This window comes from Aeromonas sp. PrichA-15, from assembly GCF_017939245.1.
GTDB classification, from domain to species: domain Bacteria; phylum Pseudomonadota; class Gammaproteobacteria; order Enterobacterales; family Aeromonadaceae; genus Aeromonas; species Aeromonas caviae.
In genome coordinates this window covers 1-23,119 of the sequence record NZ_JAGKRH010000120.1, presented here as the reverse complement: position 1 = coordinate 23,119, position 23,119 = coordinate 1, and the positions used below count along the sequence as shown (strand labels likewise).

The 23,119-nt window shown below is 61.7% G+C and carries 26 protein-coding genes and 1 pseudogene; 17 read left to right on the top strand and 10 right to left on the bottom strand.

Annotation, left to right across the window (positions count from 1 at the left end; genetic code table 11):
• The 10 genes and pseudogenes from J9889_RS14945 to J9889_RS14900 all read left to right on the top strand — a co-directional run.
• A pseudogene (locus tag J9889_RS14945) lies at nt 1-125 on the top strand (ISAs1 family transposase); the annotation flags it as partial.
• Nucleotides 126-562: 437 nt separating this feature from the next.
• Nucleotides 563-787, top strand: a complete 225-nt coding sequence (locus J9889_RS14940; protein ID WP_210557206.1) for an AlpA family transcriptional regulator — start codon at nt 563-565, stop codon at nt 785-787.
• A gap of 9 nt (nt 788-796) precedes the next feature.
• Nucleotides 797-1,213: a hypothetical protein gene (locus J9889_RS14935; RefSeq protein ID WP_113725244.1), complete on the top strand. Its 417-nt coding sequence runs from the start codon at nt 797-799 to the stop codon at nt 1,211-1,213.
• A 13-nt stretch (nt 1,214-1,226) separates the two neighbouring features.
• Entirely contained in the window at nt 1,227-1,808 is a 582-nt protein-coding gene (locus J9889_RS14930; RefSeq protein WP_246878104.1) for an ash family protein, read from the top strand.
• On the top strand, nt 1,805-1,963 hold the full coding sequence (locus J9889_RS14925) for a hypothetical protein (protein ID WP_210557205.1): 159 nt from the start codon (nt 1,805-1,807) through the stop codon (nt 1,961-1,963). Before J9889_RS14930 ends, J9889_RS14925 begins: the two co-directional genes overlap by 4 nt.
• Entirely contained in the window at nt 1,960-2,214 is a 255-nt protein-coding gene (locus tag J9889_RS14920; protein WP_210557203.1) for a hypothetical protein, read from the top strand. Before J9889_RS14925 ends, J9889_RS14920 begins: the two co-directional genes overlap by 4 nt.
• Nucleotides 2,215-2,358: 144 nt before the next feature.
• Nucleotides 2,359-2,715 carry a hypothetical protein gene (locus tag J9889_RS14915; RefSeq protein ID WP_210557201.1) on the top strand — a complete coding sequence of 119 codons (357 nt, stop codon included), beginning with the start codon at nt 2,359-2,361 and terminating at the stop codon, nt 2,713-2,715.
• Entirely contained in the window at nt 2,712-5,627 is a 2,916-nt protein-coding gene (locus J9889_RS14910) for a DUF927 domain-containing protein (RefSeq protein WP_210557199.1), read from the top strand. The genes J9889_RS14915 and J9889_RS14910 overlap by 4 nt, the downstream gene beginning before the upstream one ends.
• A 405-nt stretch (nt 5,628-6,032) precedes the next feature.
• Nucleotides 6,033-6,923 carry a hypothetical protein gene (locus J9889_RS14905; protein ID WP_210557195.1) on the top strand — a complete coding sequence of 297 codons (891 nt, stop codon included), beginning with the start codon at nt 6,033-6,035 and terminating at the stop codon, nt 6,921-6,923.
• Between the two features lie 672 nt (nt 6,924-7,595).
• Nucleotides 7,596-7,781, top strand: coding sequence for a hypothetical protein (locus J9889_RS14900; protein ID WP_017783401.1), 186 nt, complete (start codon nt 7,596-7,598; stop codon nt 7,779-7,781).
• Between the two features lie 1,289 nt (nt 7,782-9,070).
• On the opposite strand, the gene J9889_RS14895 is transcribed toward J9889_RS14900, so the two are convergent.
• The gene (locus J9889_RS14895) at nt 9,071-9,346 is read right to left on the bottom strand and encodes an FCD domain-containing protein (RefSeq protein ID WP_349237014.1); all 276 of its coding nucleotides are present in this window, start codon (nt 9,344-9,346) and stop codon (nt 9,071-9,073) included.
• 68 nt (nt 9,347-9,414) lie between these two features.
• Here J9889_RS14895 and eda point away from each other — a divergent pair, with 68 nt between their 5' ends.
• Nucleotides 9,415-10,017: a bifunctional 4-hydroxy-2-oxoglutarate aldolase/2-dehydro-3-deoxy-phosphogluconate aldolase gene (gene eda / locus J9889_RS14890; RefSeq protein WP_210557208.1), complete on the top strand. Its 603-nt coding sequence runs from the start codon at nt 9,415-9,417 to the stop codon at nt 10,015-10,017.
• A 133-nt stretch (nt 10,018-10,150) separates the two neighbouring features.
• Here the strand turns inward: eda and J9889_RS14885 are convergent, their stop codons facing one another.
• Complete coding sequence (locus tag J9889_RS14885) at nt 10,151-10,591, bottom strand: GNAT family N-acetyltransferase (protein ID WP_042880882.1); 441 nt, start codon at nt 10,589-10,591, stop codon at nt 10,151-10,153.
• Nucleotides 10,592-10,773: 182 nt separating this feature from the next.
• Between J9889_RS14885 and J9889_RS14880 the strand changes: the two genes are divergently transcribed.
• Nucleotides 10,774-11,274, top strand: coding sequence for an SRPBCC domain-containing protein (locus J9889_RS14880; protein ID WP_010673967.1), 501 nt, complete (start codon nt 10,774-10,776; stop codon nt 11,272-11,274).
• Nucleotides 11,275-11,346: 72 nt separating this feature from the next.
• Here J9889_RS14880 and J9889_RS14875 read toward each other — a convergent pair whose 3' ends face one another.
• Nucleotides 11,347-11,853, bottom strand: coding sequence for an N-acetyltransferase (locus tag J9889_RS14875; RefSeq protein ID WP_010673966.1), 507 nt, complete (start codon nt 11,851-11,853; stop codon nt 11,347-11,349).
• A 358-nt stretch (nt 11,854-12,211) separates the two neighbouring features.
• Entirely contained in the window at nt 12,212-13,414 is a 1,203-nt protein-coding gene (locus J9889_RS14870) for a GNAT family N-acetyltransferase (protein WP_210557192.1), read from the bottom strand.
• 260 nt (nt 13,415-13,674) lie between these two features.
• Here J9889_RS14870 and J9889_RS14865 point away from each other — a divergent pair, with 260 nt between their 5' ends.
• The 3 genes from J9889_RS14865 to J9889_RS14855 are packed head-to-tail and all read left to right on the top strand — an operon-like array spanning nt 13,675 to nt 16,120.
• Nucleotides 13,675-14,493, top strand: a complete 819-nt coding sequence (locus J9889_RS14865; protein WP_010673963.1) for a DUF3100 domain-containing protein — start codon at nt 13,675-13,677, stop codon at nt 14,491-14,493.
• Nucleotides 14,490-14,939 (top strand): hypothetical protein, encoded by a 450-nt coding sequence (locus tag J9889_RS14860; protein ID WP_042016367.1) that lies wholly within the window; start codon nt 14,490-14,492, stop codon nt 14,937-14,939. Before J9889_RS14865 ends, J9889_RS14860 begins: the two co-directional genes overlap by 4 nt.
• A complete protein-coding gene (locus J9889_RS14855) occupies nt 14,939-16,120 on the top strand; it encodes a M20 family metallopeptidase (protein WP_201997213.1) in 1,182 nt (393 codons plus the stop codon). Before J9889_RS14860 ends, J9889_RS14855 begins: the two co-directional genes overlap by 1 nt.
• 66 nt (nt 16,121-16,186) lie before the next feature.
• Here the strand turns inward: J9889_RS14855 and J9889_RS14850 are convergent, their stop codons facing one another.
• The 4 genes from J9889_RS14850 to J9889_RS14835 all read right to left on the bottom strand — a co-directional run bounded on the left by J9889_RS14850 (nt 16,187) and on the right by J9889_RS14835 (nt 20,229).
• Complete coding sequence (locus J9889_RS14850) at nt 16,187-17,146, bottom strand: LysR substrate-binding domain-containing protein (RefSeq protein ID WP_210557191.1); 960 nt, start codon at nt 17,144-17,146, stop codon at nt 16,187-16,189.
• Nucleotides 17,146-17,784: a pyridoxamine 5'-phosphate oxidase gene (pdxH, locus tag J9889_RS14845; protein ID WP_104455543.1), complete on the bottom strand. Its 639-nt coding sequence runs from the start codon at nt 17,782-17,784 to the stop codon at nt 17,146-17,148. The genes J9889_RS14850 and pdxH overlap by 1 nt, the downstream gene beginning before the upstream one ends.
• Nucleotides 17,785-17,941: 157 nt before the next feature.
• Complete coding sequence (locus J9889_RS14840; RefSeq protein ID WP_010673958.1) at nt 17,942-18,265, bottom strand: hypothetical protein; 324 nt, start codon at nt 18,263-18,265, stop codon at nt 17,942-17,944.
• Nucleotides 18,262-20,229 (bottom strand): reprolysin-like metallopeptidase, encoded by a 1,968-nt coding sequence (locus J9889_RS14835; protein WP_210557190.1) that lies wholly within the window; start codon nt 20,227-20,229, stop codon nt 18,262-18,264. Before J9889_RS14835 ends, J9889_RS14840 begins: the two co-directional genes overlap by 4 nt.
• 211 nt (nt 20,230-20,440) lie before the next feature.
• On the opposite strand from J9889_RS14835, the gene J9889_RS14830 reads away from it, so the two are divergent.
• On the top strand, nt 20,441-21,652 hold the full coding sequence (locus J9889_RS14830; protein WP_010673956.1) for an RsmB/NOP family class I SAM-dependent RNA methyltransferase: 1,212 nt from the start codon (nt 20,441-20,443) through the stop codon (nt 21,650-21,652).
• 67 nt (nt 21,653-21,719) lie between these two features.
• On the opposite strand, the gene J9889_RS14825 is transcribed toward J9889_RS14830, so the two are convergent.
• Nucleotides 21,720-22,064 (bottom strand): Grx4 family monothiol glutaredoxin, encoded by a 345-nt coding sequence (locus J9889_RS14825; RefSeq protein ID WP_010673955.1) that lies wholly within the window; start codon nt 22,062-22,064, stop codon nt 21,720-21,722.
• 287 nt (nt 22,065-22,351) lie between these two features.
• On the opposite strand from J9889_RS14825, the gene sodB reads away from it, so the two are divergent.
• Nucleotides 22,352-22,936 carry a superoxide dismutase [Fe] gene (sodB, locus tag J9889_RS14820; protein ID WP_010673954.1) on the top strand — a complete coding sequence of 195 codons (585 nt, stop codon included), beginning with the start codon at nt 22,352-22,354 and terminating at the stop codon, nt 22,934-22,936.
• Between the two features lie 50 nt (nt 22,937-22,986).
• Here the strand turns inward: sodB and J9889_RS14815 are convergent.
• The coding region (locus tag J9889_RS14815) for a transposase (protein WP_162231338.1) at nt 22,987-23,119 on the bottom strand (133 nt) is incomplete at its 5' end.

Sequence of the window (23,119 nt, the reverse complement as noted above, 5' to 3'; positions counted from 1 at the left end):
GGCAGTGGATACTGAACATGCTGAAGCAAAACAAATCACGTAATCTAAGCATGGCCAACAAGCGCAGGCTCTGCTGTCTGAATGAACAATATTTGTTCGAATGTATGGGGTTGTTCAAAGTATAAACACTGATGCGTCAGCCCTGAGGCATGATGCCTCCCTCTTTCTATTGCAAGCCCCGCTGGATAAAGGCTGGAGGAAGATCGACTGGACACAGCCTTGCCCCCTCAACTCAAATCCAATTTATGAATAATCAGTCAAAAAAGTGCTTATCTGAACAGCATTGGGCCGAAATGGTGGCGATTGTCGCAAAGCCAATCACCCGTTCCCCATCAAACAGCCCGCCTGAACCCTGAGGATGCGCATATAACCGCCCTGAGGGTTCGCCCATCAATGCCCCGCTCAAAGTCTTCACCCTCAGGGTATCAAACCCAGCAATGGCAAGGGTTGCGGCAACCCTTAGGGTATACACACGCCGCCACCCTGAGCCCTCAAGGGGTTGCCCTTAGGGTTAGCTGACGTGCTTTCATTGCCTCGTCATTATCGACCGAGGCAAACACCAATGAACACACCAAATACCGCCGCCACCGTTGCGGCCCGCTTGATCCGCATTCGCGAGGTTATGAATAAAACCGGCCTGAGCAAGTCCGGAGTTTATGACCTGATGAACGCAGGCCAATTCCCCAAATCCATCCGCCTGAGTGATACCGGTCGCACCGTCGCATTTATCGAAGCCGAGGTGGATAGCTGGATTGCAGCCCGCATCGTTGCTCGCAAAGCGGCATAAGGGGGCAGCATGAGCAAAAAAGAAAAGGCCGCACCGCAGAACGGCACGACCAAGCTTGAGCCCGGCCAGCATATCACCAAGTATGAATTGGTCGCCACCCACTTGCTTGAGCAGGGAGCCCAGGGGGTCAGCGCCTTGTCTGGTCTAGCTGGTCTGCATGACCTCAACTTGCGCAACAGCATTGGCCTGATCCGTCGAAACCACGGGATAGCCATCGCCGATGCGTTCTTTGATCACCAGCATAGCGGCGGCGGGACGACTCGCTTTAAGCGCTATTGGCTGGCCGACCGTGAGCAAGCCCATAAGCTGGTGGCTCTGATCAACCACTGGCGACGCCAGCGACAGGCTGCCCCACTGGCAGATGACTACGCCGCCATTATGTGCGCTCGCGCACCAGAAGCAGCCACCCTCCCTCCCGCCGCTTAACCCCGAGGTATCTATGACCATGAATACCCATGGGCTCATTGCCCAGGGCGAAGCCTTGCCCAAAATCAAGCAGGCGGGCTTGTCCGATAGCGTCCGACAGGGTACGATTCTTCCTGCAACGGCAAAATCCGTTGCCGGGCGTAGGAACCCGGATGAGACGATAGCGCCAACCCACGCGCTTGCGTGGTTTTTTGTTGGTGCTCTATCCCCTTTACTTGGGGCTCTGTTGGCCTATCTGGTCGGCGGGGTCTGCTGTGTAATGGTGGCTCGGGCGGGGCAGCTTTCGGGCTGGCCGGTTTCTATTGTCGCCGGTATTCCTACCCCCGTTCGGGCTACCGCCATGAGTGTAGGATCTCTGGTCGGTAGTGAATACCTATCGACAATAGAGGCTGCCATCATGGCTACTATCCCCACCCCTGCTACATCCAAAATCTTCACTTTCCTGATCGCATCGAGCGCCTGCCGACTGGCAGACCTGCGCCGTATCCGCACCGTTTCCACCACGGCTCACACCGAAGCCCAAGCCCGCGCCGCCCTGGCAGGTTTGCCGTTGGTGTTTGTCAGCCGCCGTCCGTCTGGGGAGGTGGCAGCATGAACCCGACCCACTCCCCCCGACTGGCTGAACTGCTGGCACAACTGGCAACGTTGATGGAACAAACAGACCTGTGCCCCGTGGAGCGTGCGCAATACAGCGCTTTGCTTGATGCCCTGCGCATTGAGGCGGGGATCTGTCAGGAGGTGGCCGCATGACCTACTTCGCATGGGCAAGCAGTACCGAACAGCCCACCTTTACAGGCCCAATTAACCCGAGAACCGGAAAGCGCTCACAGGCTGGCAGCCTGAGCGTCTTTGGCTGGCGGCGTGATCGGGATCGCTTCATTGAGCAGACCAAGGGGGCCGCTGTTGCTGTCACCGCCAAGCAAGCCCGCGAACTGAAAGCGGGGCTGACTGAACAGGCGTTCAATGAGCTGGTGGCAGTGCTGATCGGGGGTGCCCTATGAGCGAACGGCGGATAGATGCCCTGCGCCGCCGCATCTGGCGCGAGCTGTACCGGGTGCCGGTGCGGTTGGCAGTGCTACGGGTGTTGTTTCAACGACTGATGAAGGCCCAACGGCTACCCAATCACACTGCAACAGGGGGTTGCGATGACCGAGATTAATACGATGGTGAAGGCGGTGGCACGGGCCTATCTGGTGGCGCGTGGTAACACGTTCAAGCATTTGGGGGTTCAACTTCCGCTGGATCAGGAAGTGCTGACCATGGCGATTCAGAACAACATCGTGGGCGCTCATCTGGAACACGCTGGCGGCAAACAGGGGCGAGAGGACGCCTTGCTGATGCTGCGCCATATGTTGGCAGGCGATGAGCTGACCGAGCTAGGAGGCACGCTACTCGATGAGATGAATCGCTGCTTCTGCGCCGATGTGCGGCAGATGCTGGATGAGGGCAAGGATCCAATGGTGGAGCTGGCGATAGAGCAGACCAGGAGGGCCACACAATGACCATGGCAATCAAAGGGGGCGCAAGCCCCCGATTCGTTTCTGATGTGGCCGCTGCTGCCTGTGGTCATTGGCCGGATGTGCTGGCGGGGGTGGGCATCGACACCCCGCACCGTGGCAAGCATGGCCCATGCCCTGCCTGTGGTGGAAAAGACCGGTTTCGGCTGGATGACCAAGGCGGGCGCGGCACCTGGTTCTGCAACCAGTGCGGGAACGGGGACGGGCTGGATCTGGTGTGCCGGGTGCTGAGTACCACCCCAAAGGCGGCGGCTGAGTTGCTGGCCCCGCTGGTGGGGGTCTCTGCCGCTGGCGTAGAACCTGCCGAACGGGAGCGTATCCACCAGCAGCAACAGGCCAGAGCAGAGCAAGAACGCAAACAGGAAGAGCAACAGCGCCAGAAGGCCGCCAGCCGTGCCGCTACCATCGTCGGGGATGTGGCCCAAGGGGTGAGCCCCTACTTCACGGCCAAGGGTTTGGAGTGGCCCCAGGCGGCGATTAACCGCACCTTGATCCGCGAGGGGGGCGAGAACTTCCCGGCTGGGTCGCTGGTGGTGGTGCTGACCGACGAGGCGGGCGCACTGGTGAACGTTCAGCTTATCCGGGGCGACGGCACTAAGCGTTACCTTGCCGGTGGGCAGAAGGCCGGGGCCTATCACCGTATCGATGGTGGGGAGCTGGTTGCCGTGGTGGAGGGGTACGCCACCGGGCTATCCGTTCACCTGGCTATCGGGGCGACCGTCTATTGCGCAATGGATTGCGGCAACTTGGCGGCGGTGGCCCAGATTGCCCGCCGCCAGCACCCAAAGGCCCGGATCCTGCTGTGTGGCGACAATGACGCACACACCCAAGGCAACCCCGGCAAGACCAAGGCCGAGCAAGCAGCCGCTGCCATAGGCGGGCTGGTAGCTTTGCCACCGATTGCCGGAGATTGGAACGATTACCACCGAGCCCACGGGCTGACCGCAACCAGAGAGGTCATCATGAGCACCAGCACTGCCCCCGTTATCGACCACCCGCCGAGTGAGATGGGTACTCAGGCAGCGAGTACCCATGGCGGAATTGCCCGAACACTGGGTGAAAACACCTGGAATCAAGGCGAAATCACCCAACAAGACCAAGACGCCAGCCAGAAGGAAGGGGCTCCCTGGCAGGCCGAAGTAGTGCCGCTTCACCCGGTTCGCGATGACGAGACAGGGAAGGGGCAGGACATGCCGGAGGGGTTCGAGATCCGGGGTAAGCGGTTGTGCGCCATGGTAACGGCGGGGCGTGGCGATGATGCGCATCAGGAGTGGATCCCAATCTCCAGCCCGGTTCGGGTGTTGGCAGAGACGGCTGACGAACACGGGCGGGGCTATGGCCGCCTGCTGGAGTGGCAGGACAGCGCCGGACGGGTTCGTCAGTGGGCCATGCCGGTGCGTTCCTTGGTGCCGCGCAATGGGGAGGAAGTATTCTCCGCCCTGCTGGATGCGGGCCTACCGTTCATCAGTCTTGACCACAAACGCAAGCTGGCCGCTTACCTGATGGCCTGTCAGCCCGAACGGCGGATCACCTGTGTGGAGCGAACCGGCTGGCATGGGCTGGCCTATGTACTGCCTCAAGGCACCATCGGGCCGGATGCCGAGGGGGTGATCCTGCAAACTGCCGGATACGCTGCCAATGACTTCACCGAGCGGGGCACCCTGGCCGAGTGGCAACAGGGGGTTGCGGCGCTGGCGGTGGGCAACTCCCGCCTCTGCTTCGCCCTGTCCCTGGCATTTGCTGCTCCCCTTCTCTCTCTGGTAGGCATGGAGGGCGGCGGGTTCCACCTCAAGGGGGAGAGCACGGACGGCAAGACCACCATCATGAAGGCCGCCGCCAGCGTCTACGGCAACCCTGATCGCTACAGCCAGACATGGCGGGCAACCGGTAACTCCATCGAGGGGCTCGCCAGTCGGCGCAATGATGCCCTGCTCTGCCTTGATGAGCTGGGGGAGCTGGACGGGCGCGAGGCGGGGCAAGTGGCCTACATGCTGGCGAACGGTCAGGGCAAGGGCCGCAGTAAGCAGGATGGCGAACTGAGGGAGCGCAAGGCGTGGCGGCTGCTGTTCCTGAGCACGGGTGAGCTGAGCCTTGAAGATCACGCCGCCAGCGCGGGCCAGCGCACCCAAGCGGGGATGGAGGTGCGCACCATCCAGATCCCGAGCGACACCGGCCACCATGGGGCGTTCGAGTGGCTTTACGGCATGGATGGGGGACGTACCTTCGCCGACACACTCAAAGCCCACTGCGACCACCAGCACGGCAGCGCCTTCCGAACCTATGCCGAGGCATTGGCCGGGGAGCTGGGAGCTCACAGCGAGCGGCTGAGGGCCGAGATTAAGCGCATTGCCGCCGAGCTGACCCCACAGGGAGCAGGTAATCAGGTTGGCCGAGCTATCAACCGGTTCGCACTGGTGGCCGCTGCCGGTGAGCTGGCAACCCGGCTAGGGGTAACAGGCTGGCCCGAGGGGGAGGCTGTCAGGGCGGTGCGGGTCTGCCTCAAAGCATGGCTGGCGGAACGGGGCCACCTTGGCAACCACGAGGATGCCGCCATCTTGGCCCAGGTGCGCAAGTTCGTGACGGCGAACCAGTACAGCCGCTTTGCTGATTGGTTCGATACCAATCACCGACCGGCCAACATGGTTGGCTATCGCAAGGTGGAATCGGATGGCGTGAGCTTCATTGTGTTGCCCCCCGGCTGGGCCGAGATCACCAAGGGGCGCGACCCCAAACGGGCGGCGCTACTGTGCCTGGAGGCGGGCTATCTGCTGACCGGCAAGGACAGGAAGCGATTGCAGCGGCAAGCCAGATTACCCGGCATGGGAGCCAAGGCGTGGGTTTACCTGCTGACCGAGCGTGTATTGGCCGATGATGCGGAGGGGCAAGAGGACGAGTAACGCCAGCCAGAAGGAAGTGGAGGGCTGCCGAGTGTAGCCCTTTTTTTCCAGCCTCATGCGCGCGCGTGAAGAACAAAACAAAAGTGGTGGGTACAGTGGGTACAAGACAACAGAACACCCCTGAAAGCCTTATGTATCAAGGGATTGAGCTGTACCCACTTCATCAAATATTTGGTGGGTACAAGGTGGGTACAGTGGGTACAACTGATGCTTTGCCCACACATGAAGATGCCTTGTCCCCACCTGTACCCACCACGTTTTCCCGGAGTGGGTACAACGAAAACCCAATGATGGCGCGGGTTTGCGGGGTGTTGTACCCGTGTACCCACTGTACCCACCACTTTTTTTATATATACAGAACGAACAGCCGATCAAGATCACACTTTTTCCGCAACAGGGGGTTGCATGAGATTGACCAACGAACAACGGGAGCAGGTGATCACCCTGCGCCGCACCCATTCATTAAGTGAGGTGGCTTCTCTGGCTGGCCTCTCTTTGGGGACGGTGAAAGCCATCATCAGCCGGTCGGGCCTCTTCACCGACAACCCGAGACACCGGGCCATGTTCACCTTGCCGCCACTACAAAGCAGCGGAGAGACGCTGCCAGCGGTTCAAGAGCTGCCACCCCAGCAGGTTGTTACAGGGGACAGGGAGATCGACTCCATGCTTTGGCTGCGTCAAGTGATAGGGACGGGCGACCCGGTACGCATTGCCCAGGCCAAGGAGGCGGCAGGGCGGATCACTACCCCACCGGATGAGCTGGAGAAGCGTTACGGCAACTGGCTGGTGGCTAAGTCGGGTCGCGTGCTCGCGGGCCTTGGTAGCATAGGCTTTGCCAATCTGGATGGACTGGCCGAGCGCTCCATTGAACGGCGAGCCAATGAATCCGAAGCCATCGGGCGGTTCGGGGATGCGCTGTGGGACGACACCCAGGCGGAGGCGTTTTGTCAGGAGGTGCTGAGGGGGCTGGAGCAAGACAGTTGGCAACTGCCGCCTGAACAGGTCGCGGAGCGGTTCAAGGCTGTGCCGGAACTGATGCCGCACACCCTGAGCGACTGCCTTCATGAGCTGGCCTATTGGAACGAGCTGTACCGGCTGCGCAATGCGTGCGACACCCAAGGCTATTACGAGAACAGCATAGAGGCGCACGCCCGCGATTGGTTTGTGTTTGGTCTGCTGGCCGAACTGCGACCGAGAAACAGGGAAGAGGCGCGGGCAACTCTGCGCTACCTGATGGGCAGTGAGCGGGACGAAGCCCCAGAGGCCGAAGGGATCTTGGAGAACCTGCTCGGGTGATTTCCCAGATAACCAGGACGAGTCGTGGTATGCTTACCATGAGCCGTTTGGAAGTTCGCACTGAGCAATTGGAGCCCAGCGTTATGAAGCCAAGCGGTTCAACAAGCCCGTTCTGGTGAACCACGCTTGGGCAATTGGAGCCCTTGGGTCGTACTAGGCGGGCTTTGTCTTTATGGAGTGGAACACCGACCGGCACGCTGAAAGCCGCGCAGTTGCCGGCCCGGATAGTGTGTCGTGTCCCGCCGACCGGTACGCTAAGATAGACGCCTGCCAGCACGTGCGATTGAGGAAATACCATGACCAAATCAAAGGAGCCTACCCCCCTTCAAGAGGCCACCTCTCCATCGTCTCCAGAAGCGCACGAGGGGGCACCGACATTCCCTCCGCCGCATCCGTTCGAAACATATCTGTTCGAGAGGCTGACAACCTACGCGCAGGGGTATCTGCCGCTACCTTGGCCTCACGATCGCATACTGATGAGCGAGGAGGTACAGGCCGAGCAGGACAGGAGACAGGCAGAGAGGTCCGCCGAGATAGAAGCGGAGCTGGCCGCACGTGAGAGCGCACGGTTGGCAGCGCTTGAGCGAAAGCGGATCTCATCGAGGCGTTATGCCATGAAGCGTTGGACCGCTACGGCCTGGGCACGTTTACGCCAGTGGATAAGAGCGCATCATGGCTAAACCAAAGACGCCACCGTTTACACCCAGGCACCTCACACCGGAAGAGATCGAGTCACTGCGGCAGGACCGCAAACGCCGGCACGAGGCGAACATGAAAGCATTCGAGACGATGGATCTCTCCCGCCTGATGCCAACCGAGCTAGAGGGCGAGAAGCCAGAACAGGAGATACAACCGTGACCTCTACAAGCCGCCGCCATGACCGGCAACAGGATGAGCGGACGGAGATCCTGACCGGGGGCGGAATACTCAGGCTGTGAGCACCCCAGCTTTCCCGAAATGGGAAACCTTTCCCCAGAACGGTGAAGGCGCTCCAAGTTCAGTAACGGTATCAAGGAAATCGTGATCCCCTACCCCGTCACCTGGAACGAGCCCATGCCTCCCACCGCACCTATAACCGCATATGGATCCGGGCAGCCATGATCACCAGCGGCTGACTTTTCAGCCAATCCGCAAGACCCTCTCCGAGCTGGGAAGATTCTCCCCTCTCCGACTTCGACCCCTCACACATTGGATTCCCCGAGACACACGGTAAGAAGTGTCACGGTTTCTCGGACAGTGTCCGGGTAACCATGACAGCAACTCCGCACCCAAATTGGCAGTAAACCGCCACCCCCCTCGCCACTACTGGCCGCAAACTCCGCAGTTAAACCGGCATACGAGCCAGATGAAAACGGGCATTCCCGCTTCTAGGCTCTACGCTGAACCACAACGGCCACGACATAGCTGAACCAGCTACAACCCACCCCCAGCCGACCAGGGGAACCCCTCTCATCTGGTAGGCATCTTGCTGATCTCCATTCTGCGCAAATTGCGCAATTCAGCCAAAAACGAAAAACAACCGCGAGTTGCACACTCATTAGCTGGCAGCCTAAGCAGCACAAGGGATTGCGGGGGATTGGGGCTAGTAGGGAACTGCGCAATTTGCGCATTCCTAAGTGCGCAGAACTGCGCAGATTGGTGAATTGCTCACAAGGGGGAAATGAGGTGTGATCACAGGGATTTGAACCCGCATCCGACAAGGGATTTGAACCCACCTTCTGTGGTGCTGGAGAGGTAGAGCCAGTGGCTCAAACACCAAAAGCAGAGGGGGGACTTTCGCCAACAGTAACACCACAACCAAACATCAAACCTTCATAAGCAATAAAAACAATAACTTAAAATTACAATTCAGACTCCCCCAGCCCAAACGTTTGGAAAGGGCCACTTCGCAAGAAGTGGCCCTTTTTGTATCCTTTTTCTGGCTTTCAGAGGATGTAACCGCCCCAAGAGCACAGTGCATGACCAGACCTGAGGCCAAAGGCTCTGCGGGGGTGGCTGCATTTGACATGGGCCGGCTCCAGGTGGCGTCGCCAGCAAAAACCGGCGAGTGGAGCAGCAATTTGCCCGGGCGCTGTGGGCCACGCCATCAGCCCAGCGCCTCCATGGGGTTGAAACAACCTCGAGGGTTCGCCCCCGAGAATCTTCCACTAGCCGTTGGCAGTGGAAGGCTGGGTCAGATGAACGACGGGATTTTCGGAGAAGAGGTAGCGGTCATCCTCCATTTCGTCATCGAAGATGGTGGCTTGGAAGAGCATCTGCTTGGTGTTCTCCAGGTGCTGCCACATGGCCAGCTTGGCCGCCTGCGGATCCTTGCGTATCAAGGCCTTGAGGATCTGGTCGTGATCGTCGCACCAGCTGGAGATGGCCTTGTCGTCGATATGCTCGTGGAGCTTGCGCCAGTAGGAGTTGCGCTCGCAATGCAGCCAGGGAGCCAGGGCTTCGGGGTTGGCGAGATCGTCGTCAAGCGCGGCTCTGAGGTTGCCTGGTGGTCATGGCAACGCAGCGGCTCGAAATCGCCGCCCTGCGGTTGTCCGCCGAACAGGTGATCGACACCACGGCAGCGGGCGACTCCTTCAGCGCCGCTTATCTCGCCGCACGCCTGCAAGGGGCCGACGCCGCCGCAGAGGCCATCCGCCAGATGCGCGCGGCCTACCCGGATCTGCTGATCGGGGCCGGCACCGTGCTCAACCGCGAGCAGGTGGATGCGGCCGTTGCGGCGGGCGCCGACTTCATCGTCAGCCCCGGCTTCAACCCGACCACGGTGCAGTACTGTCTGGACAAGGACGTCACCATCATCCCCGGGGTCAACAACCCCAGCCTGGTGGAGCAGGCCATGGAGATGGGGCTGCGCCATCTCAAGTTCTTCCCGGCCGAGCAGTCTGGCGGCACCGCCATGCTCAAGGCCCTGGGCGCCGTCTATCCGGTGCGCTTCATGCCCACCGGCGGCGTGACGCCGGCCAATCTGAAGGAGTATCTGGGGCTGAATGCCGTGATCGCCTGCGGCGGCACCTGGATGGTGCCGGCCAAGCTCATCGACGAGGGCAGGTGGGAAGAGCTGGCCGCCCTGGTAAGAGAGGCCGTGGCGGCCCTGTGATCATCGGTTGAGCGAGGGAAGGTCTGCCCTCCCCCGGATGTGTTGAAGAGCCACTTCCCGCGAAGTGGCTTTTTTATGCCCTGCCAGGGCTGGAGATCAATGTGCGGTGCGGTTGCCGCAGTCTGCCAGCGGCTTATTCCCCTGCGGCATCGGGCGTCAACACCAGCCTGCGCCAGGGGCCCGTGATGTCGCAATGACCCGTCTCTTCGGTGTTCTCCCAGCCCAGGCGATGATAGAAAGCCATCGCCGTGGTGTTGCGCATGGCCACCTTGAGGGAGGCCGGGGAGGGGTATCCGGCCAAGCCGGCGGCAAGCAAGGCCCGCCCCATGCCCTGCCCGTGCCAGTCCGCCACCACGTAGAGATGATGCACGAAGCTCTCGGCCCCCCAGATGGAGACGAATCCGCACGGGCTGCCCCCTTTCTCCGCCACCCAGATCTCCTCGCCCCGGGTCTGCTCGGCAAAATCCTCGAGCCGGAACAGGGCGGGATCAACCCAATGGAAGGCCTGGCGCCTTCCCTTGAGGAAGAGCTGCGCCAGCATGGGCTCGTCAGCTTCCGTCATCATTCTGATCATGACACCATCCTTGCGTTGCGTGCTTGTCGCTTCCCACTCTCGATGGATCCCGCCGTGCTGTCAAATCGGCAATGTGGACCCTCTTGAATACGTAACCGTGTGACACAGGGCTGCCTATTTTATCGCCTCAGGGGCTATACTGCCGAGGTCCCGTCCATGACTGGTTTGAGGTTCACTGATTTATGGATAACAAGCAAATTGAAGGCAGTATTCTGGTACCCGCCCACATTGACGATGTCTGGCGGGCCTGGACCACGGAGAGCGGGCTGCGCAGTTTTCTGGCGCCGGAGTGCCTCATGGTCCCGGAACCCAACGGACCGTTCGAGATCTATTTCAGACCCGATGCTCCCCTCGGCGAGCGTGGCAGCGAAGGGTGCCGGGTGATGGCGGTCATGCCCCATGATCTGCTCAGCTTCAGCTGGAATTTCCCTCCCCAGTTTCCCCACATTCGTCAGCAGAAGACCCAGGTCAGCCTGCGCTTCGTGCCGGAGGGCCAGGGCACCCGGCTCCACTTCCTGCAGACCGGCTGGGCGCAGGATCCGGATTGGGACCAGGGTTATGCCTACTTCCGGGAGGAGTGGCTGGAACTGAGTCTGCCAAGGCTTCAGTACCGTTTCACCCACGGCCCCATCGACTGGAACAACCCGCCGGGCAAGCAGCAGCTGAAATCCCTGGCCCAGTGACGTCCATTCAAGCGATGGACATGGCACGAAAAAGGACCCGCTCAGGGTCCTTTTTCGTGGATAGGCAGGCGGTCACTCCACCGGCTCTTCATCGAACAGGGGGTGATAGAGCACCTCGCCCCTTACCCCGTCGAGCCCGCCGGGTTGCAACTCCATCGCCATGAAACACTCCGTCGGCACCTCGTAGATGCAGTGCAGGCCGAAGTCGCTGGCAGGCCGAAAGCCGAAACGGGCGTAGTAGGCAGGATCCCCGAGCACCACCACCGCCTTCCAGTCCATCTCCAGTGCCGTGTCCAGCCCTTCACGCACCAGATCCGAGCCAATGCCCTGCCCCTGCCAGTCGGGATGCACGGCCACGGGTGCCAGTCCCAGCCAGGGCCCTTCCTGTCCCTCAATGGTGATCGGGCTCAGCATCAGGTGCCCCATGAACTCGTACTCTTCCTCCTCGACCATGGTGACCACGGCGGCCCCACATTCTCGCAGGCGGTTGACCAGTTCGGCCTCGTCGGGACGACCAAAGGCTGCACTCACCAGCTCATAGACTGGCAGCATGTCGCCGGGACGCTCGGTTCTCAACATACAGCGTTACTCCTCGTACAGCAGGGCGGCCATTATTCCACAGAAGTGGGGCGCCTCTTCACTGCCTTTGTCTGAAAATGGGAGGACGGACTCAGGAAAACACCTGACAGACCCCGCACCAGGCTTCGCGATGACCGCCCTTGCGCAAGCCATCAGCGTCCGTCGTCAGGCTGTCGCAATCGCCGCAGATAGGCGCAATGCTGTTCACTTAAGAGAATTTGAGTTCCAGTCCACGTAGTATCAGGACAAAAAAGCGAGGGAGGCATGATGCCTCCCTCTTTCTATTGCAAGCCCCGCTGGATAAAGGCTGGAGGAAGATCGACTGGACACAGCCTTGCCCCCTCAACTCAAATCCAATTTATGAATAATCAGTCAAAAAAGTGCTTATCTGAACAGCATTGCGCAGATAGGCGAGGCCCAGATCCCCGCACTCCTTGAGGAGGGCGCCACCACCATGGGCCTGCACCCCGGGCGCCTCTGGCGCCAGCATGGCCAGGGGATAGCGCCGCACCGTCAGCCCGCTGAGTGTCTGCTCGCCCTCTGTCGTCTCCCCCGCCATGAAGAGCGCCACCTCCTCACCGTGCAGTATGGCCACGACCACCTCCTCGTCATCCAGCCAGGGGGCCAGCGCCTCTTTGCGTGCATCCGTCAGGCGCGCCGGGCGATCCAGCCGCCAGTGATCGAGCTCGAGGGCGCCATCGGCCGGATCTGGCCGACGCCCGTCATGGTGCATGCCAGTCTTTTCCATCACCCGGCCTGAGGCGAGGTTGCCCGGCATGTGGCGGGCGGTGAGGGCAGGCAGGTGCCACTGTTCGAAGGCAAACGCCCTGACCAGGCTCGCGGCCCGGGTGGCCAGCCCCCTGTTCTGCCAGGGCACGCCGACCCACCATGCCAGCTCCCCGTGCCAGTGCAGGGAGAGGGTGCCGACCAGGGGAGCGGGCTCGTCTCCACGCCCCTGGGGCAGAGTCAGGGCCCAGGTGCATCCCAGCCCGAGAGCAGCCTTGCGCCCGCTCAGGGCAAGCCAGTCCCGCGCCGCCTCCGGCGAATAGGGGTGGGGGATGTTGAGGGTATAGCGGGCGAGCGCCGCATCCGAACAATAACGCAGGATGGCGCTCTCATCGCCGGGCAGCAGGGGGCGCAGCACCAGCGCGTCCTGCCCGCCAGGCTCGCGCAGCACCGGGGTCATCAGGCGGCGGGCAAGCAGGCGTTGCAGGGCAACCCCAAGGTCGTCATCGGCACCGAGGCGGTGATCCGCCCCCACGGGCCCCAGGGTGAGCAGGCCGCTCTCTCTGGCCAGGGTCAGCAGGGAGCCGGAGGCAGCGATCAGGATCTGCCGGTCCGGCTGTGTCGCCATCAGCGGGGAGGCGGCCTCACCCAGCCAGGCGGCAAGCAGGTCGCGGGCAAGGAGAATGCCATCTGGCGGGCTGGCCACCCAAGGTGCCATCTCCCTCGCCTCCCCTTTGCCAAGCAGCAGCCACCAGCGGTTTCCCCGGTGCTGCCAGGCCTGCAACGCCGCTTGCCAGGAGGGGCGCCAGAGCGCGCCCTCTATCAACAGATCCATTCCTTCCCCCACATCCCCCCCCGGATCAGGCACCGGGTGCCCGGGCGGCACCACACTCCTGTCTGAGGCAGCATAAGCAGCTGCCAATGAGTTGTTAAACCATATGTTTACCATGGTTAAACGGCATACCCCATGAAAAAATGCCATATGGCTGACTTGATGGCGGTCACATTCCTTCCTCTCTTCGCTTCCTATCATGCCCCCATCATGGCGTGACCAAAGACGCCCATGAAGGACAACGGATAACAAGAGAACACACTATGCAGCCAACCAGCCCACTCAAAACGGTAGTAGTCAGTACCCTGGCGACCGCCCTGCTGATCTTCGTGGCCCAATCCCTCATCGGGAAGCAGGAGATCAGACTCGGCATCGCCATCATCCCCATCCTGCCCATGCTCTTTGCCGTCATCATCGGCATGATCGTCTCCGCCAAGCCCGTCAAGGATCGCATTCCCGGCTGGAAGAGGCTCTTCACCGAGCGAGAAGAGGGCTTCTGCGGCAAGATGGTGGGTTTCAGCCTGCTGATCCTCGGGACCCAGTATGCGGGGATGATCATCCCCAACCTCAAGATGATCCTGAGCGTCGGCGTACCGCTCTTCCTGCAGGAGATAGGCAACCTCCTGCCCATCCTCATCGCCATTCCGCTGGCGGTGAAGTTCGGCTTTGGCCGCCGCGCCATCGGGGCCTGCTCCTCCATCAGCCGTGAACCCTCGGTCGCGGTGATCCAGGGCAAGTTCGGCACCGGCTCCCAGGAGTACATCGGCGTGCTCGCCATCTACCTGTGCGGCTCCGTCATCGGCACCCTCTGGTTCAGCGTGCTCGGCAGCATTGCCCCCCTCACGGGGCTGCACCCCCTGGCCCTGGCCGCCGGTTCCGGCGTGGGATCCGGCTCCATGCTGAGCGCCGCCTCCGGTGCCCTCATCAACGGCCTCGATGAGGCGATGGCCCAGCAGGTGCTCAGCATCGCCGCCGCCTCGAACCTGCTCTCGTCGGCCCTGGGAGCGCTCTCCCTCACCTATCTGGGTCTGCCGCTCGCTGAAAAAATCTATGCCCTGACCGCCAAAGGAGAGAAAGCATGAAAAGCATCGTGATGGATATGCGCTTCGTCTTCCTGGCGATCCTGCTGGCCATGTTCACCCAGACCCTGACCTCGGGCCTGCCGCTGTGGCAGATGGGGGACAGCTTCGTCGCCATGTCCCTGGTGGTGTTCGCCTCCCTGGTGACCAAGCGCTATCTGCCCTCCTCCCTGCCGGCCTTTGCCTATGCCACCATCATCGGCATTCTCATCTGCCTGCCCGAGACCCCGGTGCGCGGCCTCTTCATCGATGCCGTGGCGAAGATCTCCTTCCTCTCCTGCTGCGTGCCGCTGCTGGCCTTTGCCGGCCTCTCCGTCGGCGGTCAGCTCGAAGAACTCAAGAAGATGTCGTGGAAAGTGATCCTCATCTTCATGATCGTCTCCACCTGCTGCTTCTTTGGCGCCTCCCTGGTTGCCCAGCTCGGTTTCTCCATTCAAGGGATCATCTGATGAACCACTACCATATCGAACCTGACCTGTTGGCCCTGCGCGACTTCAGCTACGAAGTGCGCCACCACCTGCACCGCATCCCGGAATACTCCGGGGCCGAGTTCAAGACCTCTGCCTACTGCCGTGGGTTGATGGAAGAGTTCGGCTACAGGATCACCCTGTATCCCGGCTTCACCGGTTTTCACGGGGATCTGGCGGTCGACCCCACCCTGCCCACCATTGCCTTTCGTGCCGACATGGATGGCCTGGAGATGCACGACATGAGCGAGGTGGCGTTCAAATCCACCCATGAGGGGATGGCCCACAACTGCGGCCACGACTCCCACATGGCGATCGCTCTGACCGCCGCCAGGTTTCTGGCCGCCAACCGCGATCGCCTGCGGTACAACGTCCGCTTCATCTTCCAGATGGCGGAAGAGGACATGCGCGTCCCCGGTGCCGAAAAGATGGTAGAGCTTGGCTGCATGAAGGGGGTGGACGAGGTCTATGCCCTGCACAACGACGGCGCTATGGAGACGGGCACCATCAAGTTCAACCAGGGGGTCATGTCCTCCTGGGGGTCGGCCTGGACGCTTGATGTGCACGGCATCTCCGCCCACGGCTCCACCCCCCACAAGGGGCTGGATGCCATCCGGGAGGCGGTGCGGATCATCGAGGACATGGACTACATCGTCGCCAAGCGCACCAGCCCGTTCAGCCCGGCGGTCTTTGGTTGCGGCATGATCAACGGCGGCACCATTCCCAACGCCATCGCCGATCATGTGCAGGCCCGTGGCACCATCCGCGCCATGGATGCCGAAACCGACCAGATCCTGAAAAACAGCTTCAGGGACATCATCGCCCAGAGCGAGCTGCGCGGCTTCAAGACCACCATGGTCCATGCCGGCTACCCGGCGGTGGAGAACCACCCCCAGGCCTGCGAGCGCCTGCAACAAGCCGCCTCGAATGTGTTGTCCAGCGACGGGATCAACGCAAAGGGCCAGCCCATGACCGGCAGCGAGGACTTCAGCTACATGATCAACGCCACGCCAAGCCGCATGGGGGCCATGTTCTTCCTCGGCAGCGGCAATCAGGCCAAGGGGATCTGCAACTACCTGCACGCGAACCCCTATTACCTGGACGACGACTGCCTGCTGGTGGGAGCCCAGATCTTCGTCAATCTGGCGACCCGAGCCGCCTGAGGGGTCAGTACAAGGGGATAGCAATGCAAAGAGAGGCCGACGGCCTCTCTTTTTTATGTCTCGGCGTCAGAGCCAGGGCAGAGTTGCAGACGGAGCGGGCGTTCCCTGGTTGAGCAGCGCCAGCTGCACCGTCTCCCGGCTCACATGGGGGGCATAGAGGTGGATGAAGTCGTACATGTAGTCCCGCAGGTGGGCGTGCCTGCGCAGGCACACATGGGCCACGCTCGAGGCGATCAGATGATCGATGTTGAGGCAGACCAGGCTCTCCCTGTCCCCTTCGTCGAACGCCGAGGTGGCGATCACCCCGACCCCCATCCCCAGGCGCACATAGTGCTTGATGATGTCGCTGTCGGTGGCCGTCAGCACGATGCGGGGGCTGAGGCCATGGCGACCGAACGCCTTGTCCATCTTGGAGCGGCCGGTGAAACCGAACACATAGGTGATGAGGGGATACCGGGCCAGATCCGCCATGGCCAGCGGCTGGCAGTCCAGCAGCGGATGGCCGTGGGGCACCACCACGCTGCGCCCCCAGCGATAGCAGGGCACGGTCGCCAGCTCGTCGAACAGGTGCATGGACTCGGTGGCGATGGCCATCTCCACATCCCCGTTTTGCGCCATCTGCGCCAGTTGGGCAGGGGCTCCCTGATGCAGCTGGATGCTCACCTCGGGGTAGCGGCGGGAGAATTCGGTAATGACCGCCGGCAGCTTGTAGCGGGCCATGGTGTGGGTGGTGGCGATGCGCAGCTCCCCGCTGGTGGCCAGCTGATCTCCGAGGGAAAGCTGACCAATCTGCTCCACCTGGGCCACCACTCCCCTGGCCAGCTCCATCACCTGCTCCCCCATGGGGGTCAGGCCCGCCAGGTTCTTGCCCTTGCGGGTAAACAGCGCCAGCCCCAGCTCCTCTTCCAGCATCTTCATCTGCTTGCTGAGGGTCGGCTGGGAGGTATAGAGCTTCTCCGCCGTCGCCGAGATGTTGAAGTTGTTCTTCACTATCTCGGTGAAGTTCTTGAGCCGGGCGATGTTCATCAGGGCGCCAGGCGCTCGATGTGCCAGCCGTCCCCCTCGCGGGTGTAATAGAAGCGATCGTGCAGACGATGCTCCCCGCCCTGCCAGAACTCGACGGTGTCGATGCGCACCCGGAAACCACCCCAGAAGCTCGGCAGCGGCACCTCGCCATTGGCAAACTTCTGCTTGAGTTCGAGGAACTTGGCCTCCAGCACGCCACGGGCCGAGATGCGGGTCGACTGTTTGGAGACCCAGGCGGCAATCTGGCTGTCCTTGGGACGGCTGTGGAAATACTTCATCACCTCGAAGGTGCTCATCTTCTCCACCCGGCCGGTCACGTGCACCTGTCTGTCCAGGGTATGCCAGGGGAAGAGCAGGCTGATGCGGGGGTTGCCCTCCAGCTGATGCGCCTTGCGGCTGCCCATGTTGGTGTAGAACACCATGCCGTCGGCATCGTAGTGCTTGAGCAGCACGGTGCGCTGCCAGGGCTGACCATCGGCATCCACGGTGCCCACCACCATGGCGGTGGGATCGGTCAGTTTGGCCTCGCACGCCTGGGCCAGCCACTTCTCGAACAGGGTGAGGGGCTCGGCCGGCAGATCGGCCCGGTGCAGTCCACCCCTGGTGTATTCGCGACGCAGATCAGCCACATCCATCATCTTGATTTTCCTTCTCTCTTTCTCTGCCGCCCGTGCGGCGATGGGTGCAGGCATTGTGCGACGAGCGCGCCATGGGTACAAGCCTCGGGGCGGCCAAATGGCGGAGCAAAAAGAGAGGGAGGCTCATGCCTCCCCCTTTATGCCGATGACCGTCAGCCTACTGCTTGCCGTCAACCGGCGGGCAATGGGCCAGCATGCGCCGGTTGTAGTCCGCCGCATAGGCGCTCAGCCTGGCGTGGGCCTCCTTCTGATCCGGCTTGATGACATCCCCGAATCCGTCGAGATAGCGCACGCCGCAGCGCGCCTTGGCCGCCGCCTGCTGATCCGCCGCGATCCCGGGCGCCACCTCGCCGCGCCCGGCCCGCACGATCAGCCGGTAATCCTGCCTGGCGAGGCTGGCGCTGACCGCCTGCTCCAGGGTGTCGGCATCGGCCTGACAACCGCCGAGCAGGGTGAGCAGCAGCACCCCGGCCAGTCTCATGCCCGCCTCCGCTGCCAGCCCAGCAACGCCAGGGCCAGGGTCCAGAAGCAGAGGGCCCCGCCGCCACCGCTTCCCCCCTCTTCACCGCGCTGGGTGACCGAGAGCTTGAGGGGACTGATGGCGAAGAAGATGTTGTCGCTGCACGCCACCTTCAAGCGGGCAGTGCCATCCTGGCCCGCCGGGATGGTGACGCTCGCCGAGCCCGAGTTGGGTTTGCCGCTGGCAAGGGAAGTCCAGTTTGCCCCCTCGTCCCGGGTCATGAAGAGATCCACCTTGCTGCAGTTGATGGGGGCTGCATTGGTGCCGGCCACTTCCCAACTGATGGTCTGCGTCTTGCCCGCCCCCAGGGGGGTCACCACCGGGCTGGTCAGGGCAAAGGCCTTGCCGGTGTTGACCACCTGGATCTTCATGTCATCGCTGGCGACACCGCCCTTGCCGTCCCGCGCCGTGAGGCGGAAGTTCAGGTCCCGGTTGGTGGCGGGCCAGGCCTCCCCTATCGCCAGGGTGTTGGTGAGCAGGGAGGTGAGACTCGGCAGGGTGCGCTCCGGCAAGCTGGTCGGCGCCACGAAACGGAACAGCGGGCGGCTGCCGTCGTCCACCATGGTGGCCGGGCTGCTCGACTCCGTCCCCAGATCGATCTGCTCCCAGGTGTAATTCAGCGGATCGCTGTCAAGATCGGCCCCCGCCCCCTTGAGCACGAAGGGGGTGTTGGCAGGGATGACGTAGTCATTGCCTGCCGCCACCTGGGGCGCATTGTTGACCAGCGCCAACGGGGTGCCGCAATTTGGCACAGTGGCCATGTGGGCCCGCATCTGCTCGATGGACTTGCTGTGGAAATAGGGCTCGCTGTGGGGCTGCAGATCTTCGTCTCCGCAGATCCCCGCATAGGCCATGATGGAGCTGCCGCTGCCCGGCTCCCAGGCCTGGCTTGCCTCCCGGTTGCCACCACCACAGCTGCCTGTGGTGCCGTTGAAGGTGTGGTCTGCTCCGAACTGGTGACCAATCTCGTGGGCTACGTAGTCGATGAAGAAGGCATCCCCCACCGGCTCGGAGGAGCCCGTCATCCCCGCCGATTTGTCAGGGGTGCAGAGTACGCCCAGTCCCGCCAGGCCGCCGCCACCGGTGTTGACCACATGGCCGATGTCGAAGGCCCCCAGCCCCTTGGTCAGGGCATCGGCCTGCACCTGCATGTTGGCATCGATATCGCCGTCATCATTGTTGAAGGGATCGTTCGCCACGTCGGTGAAGATGATGGTGTCGTTGCCGCTGGCGAGCTGGAATTCGGCCGCCACGTCACGCTGGTAGACCTCGTTGACCCGGTTGAGCAGGGTGGTGATGGCGCCAAGACCCGCCTCCACGGTACCGCCGTGATACTGGGTGTACTCCCCCGCCGCCGAGATGGCGATGACATAGCGCTTGCGCTCGTTGCCATCCACCAGCACCTGGCGGGCCAGCTTCTTGGCCTCGCCCCCGATCACCTTGTCCGCCTCTTCTTCCAGCCGGCTGTGGGCATCCTGCTGGTAATAGACGGCATAGCCTTCCCCATTGCGAAGGGGATCGACGAACACCATCTTCCCTTCATGGCTGAACATGGCGTGGAATCCCTGGGGACCGAGATCGAAGCGCCCGGTCTCGCCCGGCGCCGCTTCGTTGTACCCCTTGAAGGCCAGGATATCGGGATATTTGGCGGCCAGATCCGCTGGCAGCAGATCATAAGGTTGCAGACTGAAGGTCACCTCCTTGCCATCCGGCAGAGGCAGAGTCAGGCGGCGCTCGCCCCCCTTCAGGGCAGCCAGGAAATCGGTGGAGACGGTGACGATGCGATACTGGCTGGCCCTCACCTCGTATCCATCGGCGGCGGTGGCCCGCGCCGTGACCGTATGCCACTCGCCGGCCATCAGGTTGCCGGACGTCATCAGACCCGCCACCAGCACCGCCAGCGGAGAATATTTCATCAACTGCATCTTTTTAATTCCTTTTTAAACGGATTCACCTGAACTGCCACGGCATCATTTGCCCGCTGGTCCGATTAGTCCAGCAACATCCTCTGTACATTCCCCGAATGGGGAAGGTTGCACCAATGCAGACTAGCCCCTATCATGGCGCGGATTTGTCCGTTCCAGAACCCCTCTTCGACGGGGCCGGTTCACTCTTTCTTTGGCCAAGGTTAATCTCATGCTCAAGTCCCCACTGTTGCCCCGTTTCGGGGATCTGGTCGTTGCCATCGTTGACGATGTGCTGGGTCAGGGTCTTACCCTCGACCGCGCCTATGCACGTCACTTCTCCGGCATCGAACTCAAACCGCAAGAACAGGCAAGGATTGCCCTGGTCACCGGCGATCTGCTGCGCCGCCTCAGCCTCTACTGCTTCCTCACCGGCATCCAGGTCCGTCAGGCGGAGAAGAATGTCTGGCCGCTGCTGCACAGCTGGCACGCCTTCCACAAGATAGATCAGCCCAACCACCCGACCCTGGATCGCTTCAACGAGGAGGCGTTCCGCCGCCGCCTGACCGAGGCCAAGAAGAACCCCGTGCTGATGGACGGCTGCCCTGCCTGGCTGGAAAAACTCGGCAGCGAGCAACTGGGCGACGCCTGGCCGGCCGAGCGTGCCGCCCTGGCCTGGATGCCCAAGCGTTACCTGCGGGTCAACACCCTCAAGTGCACCCGGGACGAGCTGCAAGCCATGCTGGCCAAAGAGCATGTCACCACAGTGCCCGTCGACGGAGTGGAGACCGCCTTGCAAGTGACCTCGGACGCCGCCCTGTTCCGTACCCAGGCCTTTGCCGATGGCTGCTTCGAGCAGCAGGATGCCGGCTCCCAACTGGTGGCCGCGGCCCTCGACGTCAAGCCCGGCATGCGGGTCATCGACGCCTGTGCCGGTGCCGGCGGCAAGACCCTGCACCTGGCCGCCATGATGCAGGGCAAGGGTCGTCTGCTGGCCATGGACGTGGAAGAGTGGAAACTGGAGAACCTCAAGCAGCGCGCCCGCCGCGCCGGTGCCCACAACGTGGAGACCCGGGTCATCACCAGCAGCAAGACCGTCAAGCGCCTTAAAGAAAGCGCCGATCGCGTGCTGCTGGACGTCCCCTGCTCCGGCCTTGGCGTGCTCAAGCGCAACCCGGATGCCAAGTGGCGCGACACCGCCGAGCGCCTGCCGGTGCTGGTCGCCCTGCAAGAGGAGATCCTGCAGCGCTACAGCCAGATGGTGAAGGTGGGCGGCCTGCTGGTCTACGCCACCTGCTCCATCCTGCCCGAGGAGAACCGCCAGCAGGTGGACAAGTTCCTCGCCGCCAACGAGCACTTCCGCCTGATCGGCGATCACAACGTCAGCCCGGCCGAGACCGGCTTCGACGGCTTCTACATGGCGCGCCTCGAACGCATCGCCTGATGTCTGTCGTGGGCACAAAGAAAAGGGGAGCCAGTGGCTCCCCTTTTTGCATGGTATGGATGCGGCCTTACTCGGCAGCAGCGTCATCCTGCTTGTGCTTGGCGGCAGTTTCCTTGATAAGGGTCTGCAGCTCGCCGGCCTGGAACATCTCGATCATGATGTCGCAACCACCGACCAGCTCACCCTCGACCCACAGTTGCGGGAAGGTGGGCCAGTTGGCGAATTTCGGCAGCTCGGCGCGGATGTCCGGGTTCTGCAGGATGTCGACATAGGCGAAAGGCTCGCCGCAGGACATCAGGGCCTGGGAGGCCTGGGCAGAGAAACCGCAGCTGGGCAGCTTGGGGGATCCCTTCATGTAGAGGATGATGGGATTCTCAGCCAACTGCTGTTTGATCTTTTCAATAGTTTCCATAAATGCCTCACTGGAGCGATTTCGGCGGCCATTCTACTGCAATCCGGGCAGACCACAAACTGGCAAACCGTTGCGAATGAAAGAAGTCATGCATCAATACGCCGCAGCTTGATCCGGATCATGGCAAGAATCAAGGGTTGTTCGCCCATCTTTGATACTGCTACAATCGACGGGCTTTGGGCCGTCTGGCCCCCTCATTTCAAGAACAATTCTTTTCAAGATAGAAAAGAGTACGCAATGTCTTGCAACCGTCGCCTTCGCACGGACCAGCCAATGGAGAGTAGAAAATGGCTTTCGAACTTCCCGCTCTGCCCTATGCAATCAATGCTCTGGAACCGCACATCTCCCAGGAAACCCTGGAATACCACCATGGCAAGCACCACAACACCTACGTGGTCAACCTGAACAACCTGGTGCCGGGTACCGAGTTTGAAGGCAAGTCTCTGGAAGAGATCATCAAGACCTCCACTGGTGGCGTCTTCAACAACGCTGCCCAGATCTGGAACCACACCTTCTACTGGCACTGCCTCTCCCCGAACGGCGGTGGCGAGCCCACTGGCGCCCTGGCCGATGCCATCACCAAGGCCTTCGGCTCCTTCGCCGAGTTCAAGGATGCGTTCACCAAGTCTGCCATCGGCAACTTCGGCTCCAGCTGGACCTGGCTGGTGAAAAAGGCTGACGGCTCCCTGGCCATAGTCAACACCTCCAACGCCGGTTGCCCGCTGACCGAAGCCGGTACCACCCCGCTGCTGACCGTCGACCTGTGGGAACACGCCTACTACATCGATTTCCGCAACCTGCGTCCGAAGTACATGGAAACCTTCTGGGCCTTGGTCAACTGGGAATTCGTGGCCAAGAACCTGGCTGCCTGATAAGCCTTTCTTGCCAAAACGCCCCGCACTTGCGGGGCGTTTTTTTAGGTTCATCGCGGCTTTCCGGGGAAGGCCGCCTTGATTTTCAGAAAAAAGTATTCTGAGTCCCTAAATCCATATGCCATGCGCTTTATCACTTTGATCTTGTTGTTCACCCCTTCCAGCACACTCGTGTGCATCGGG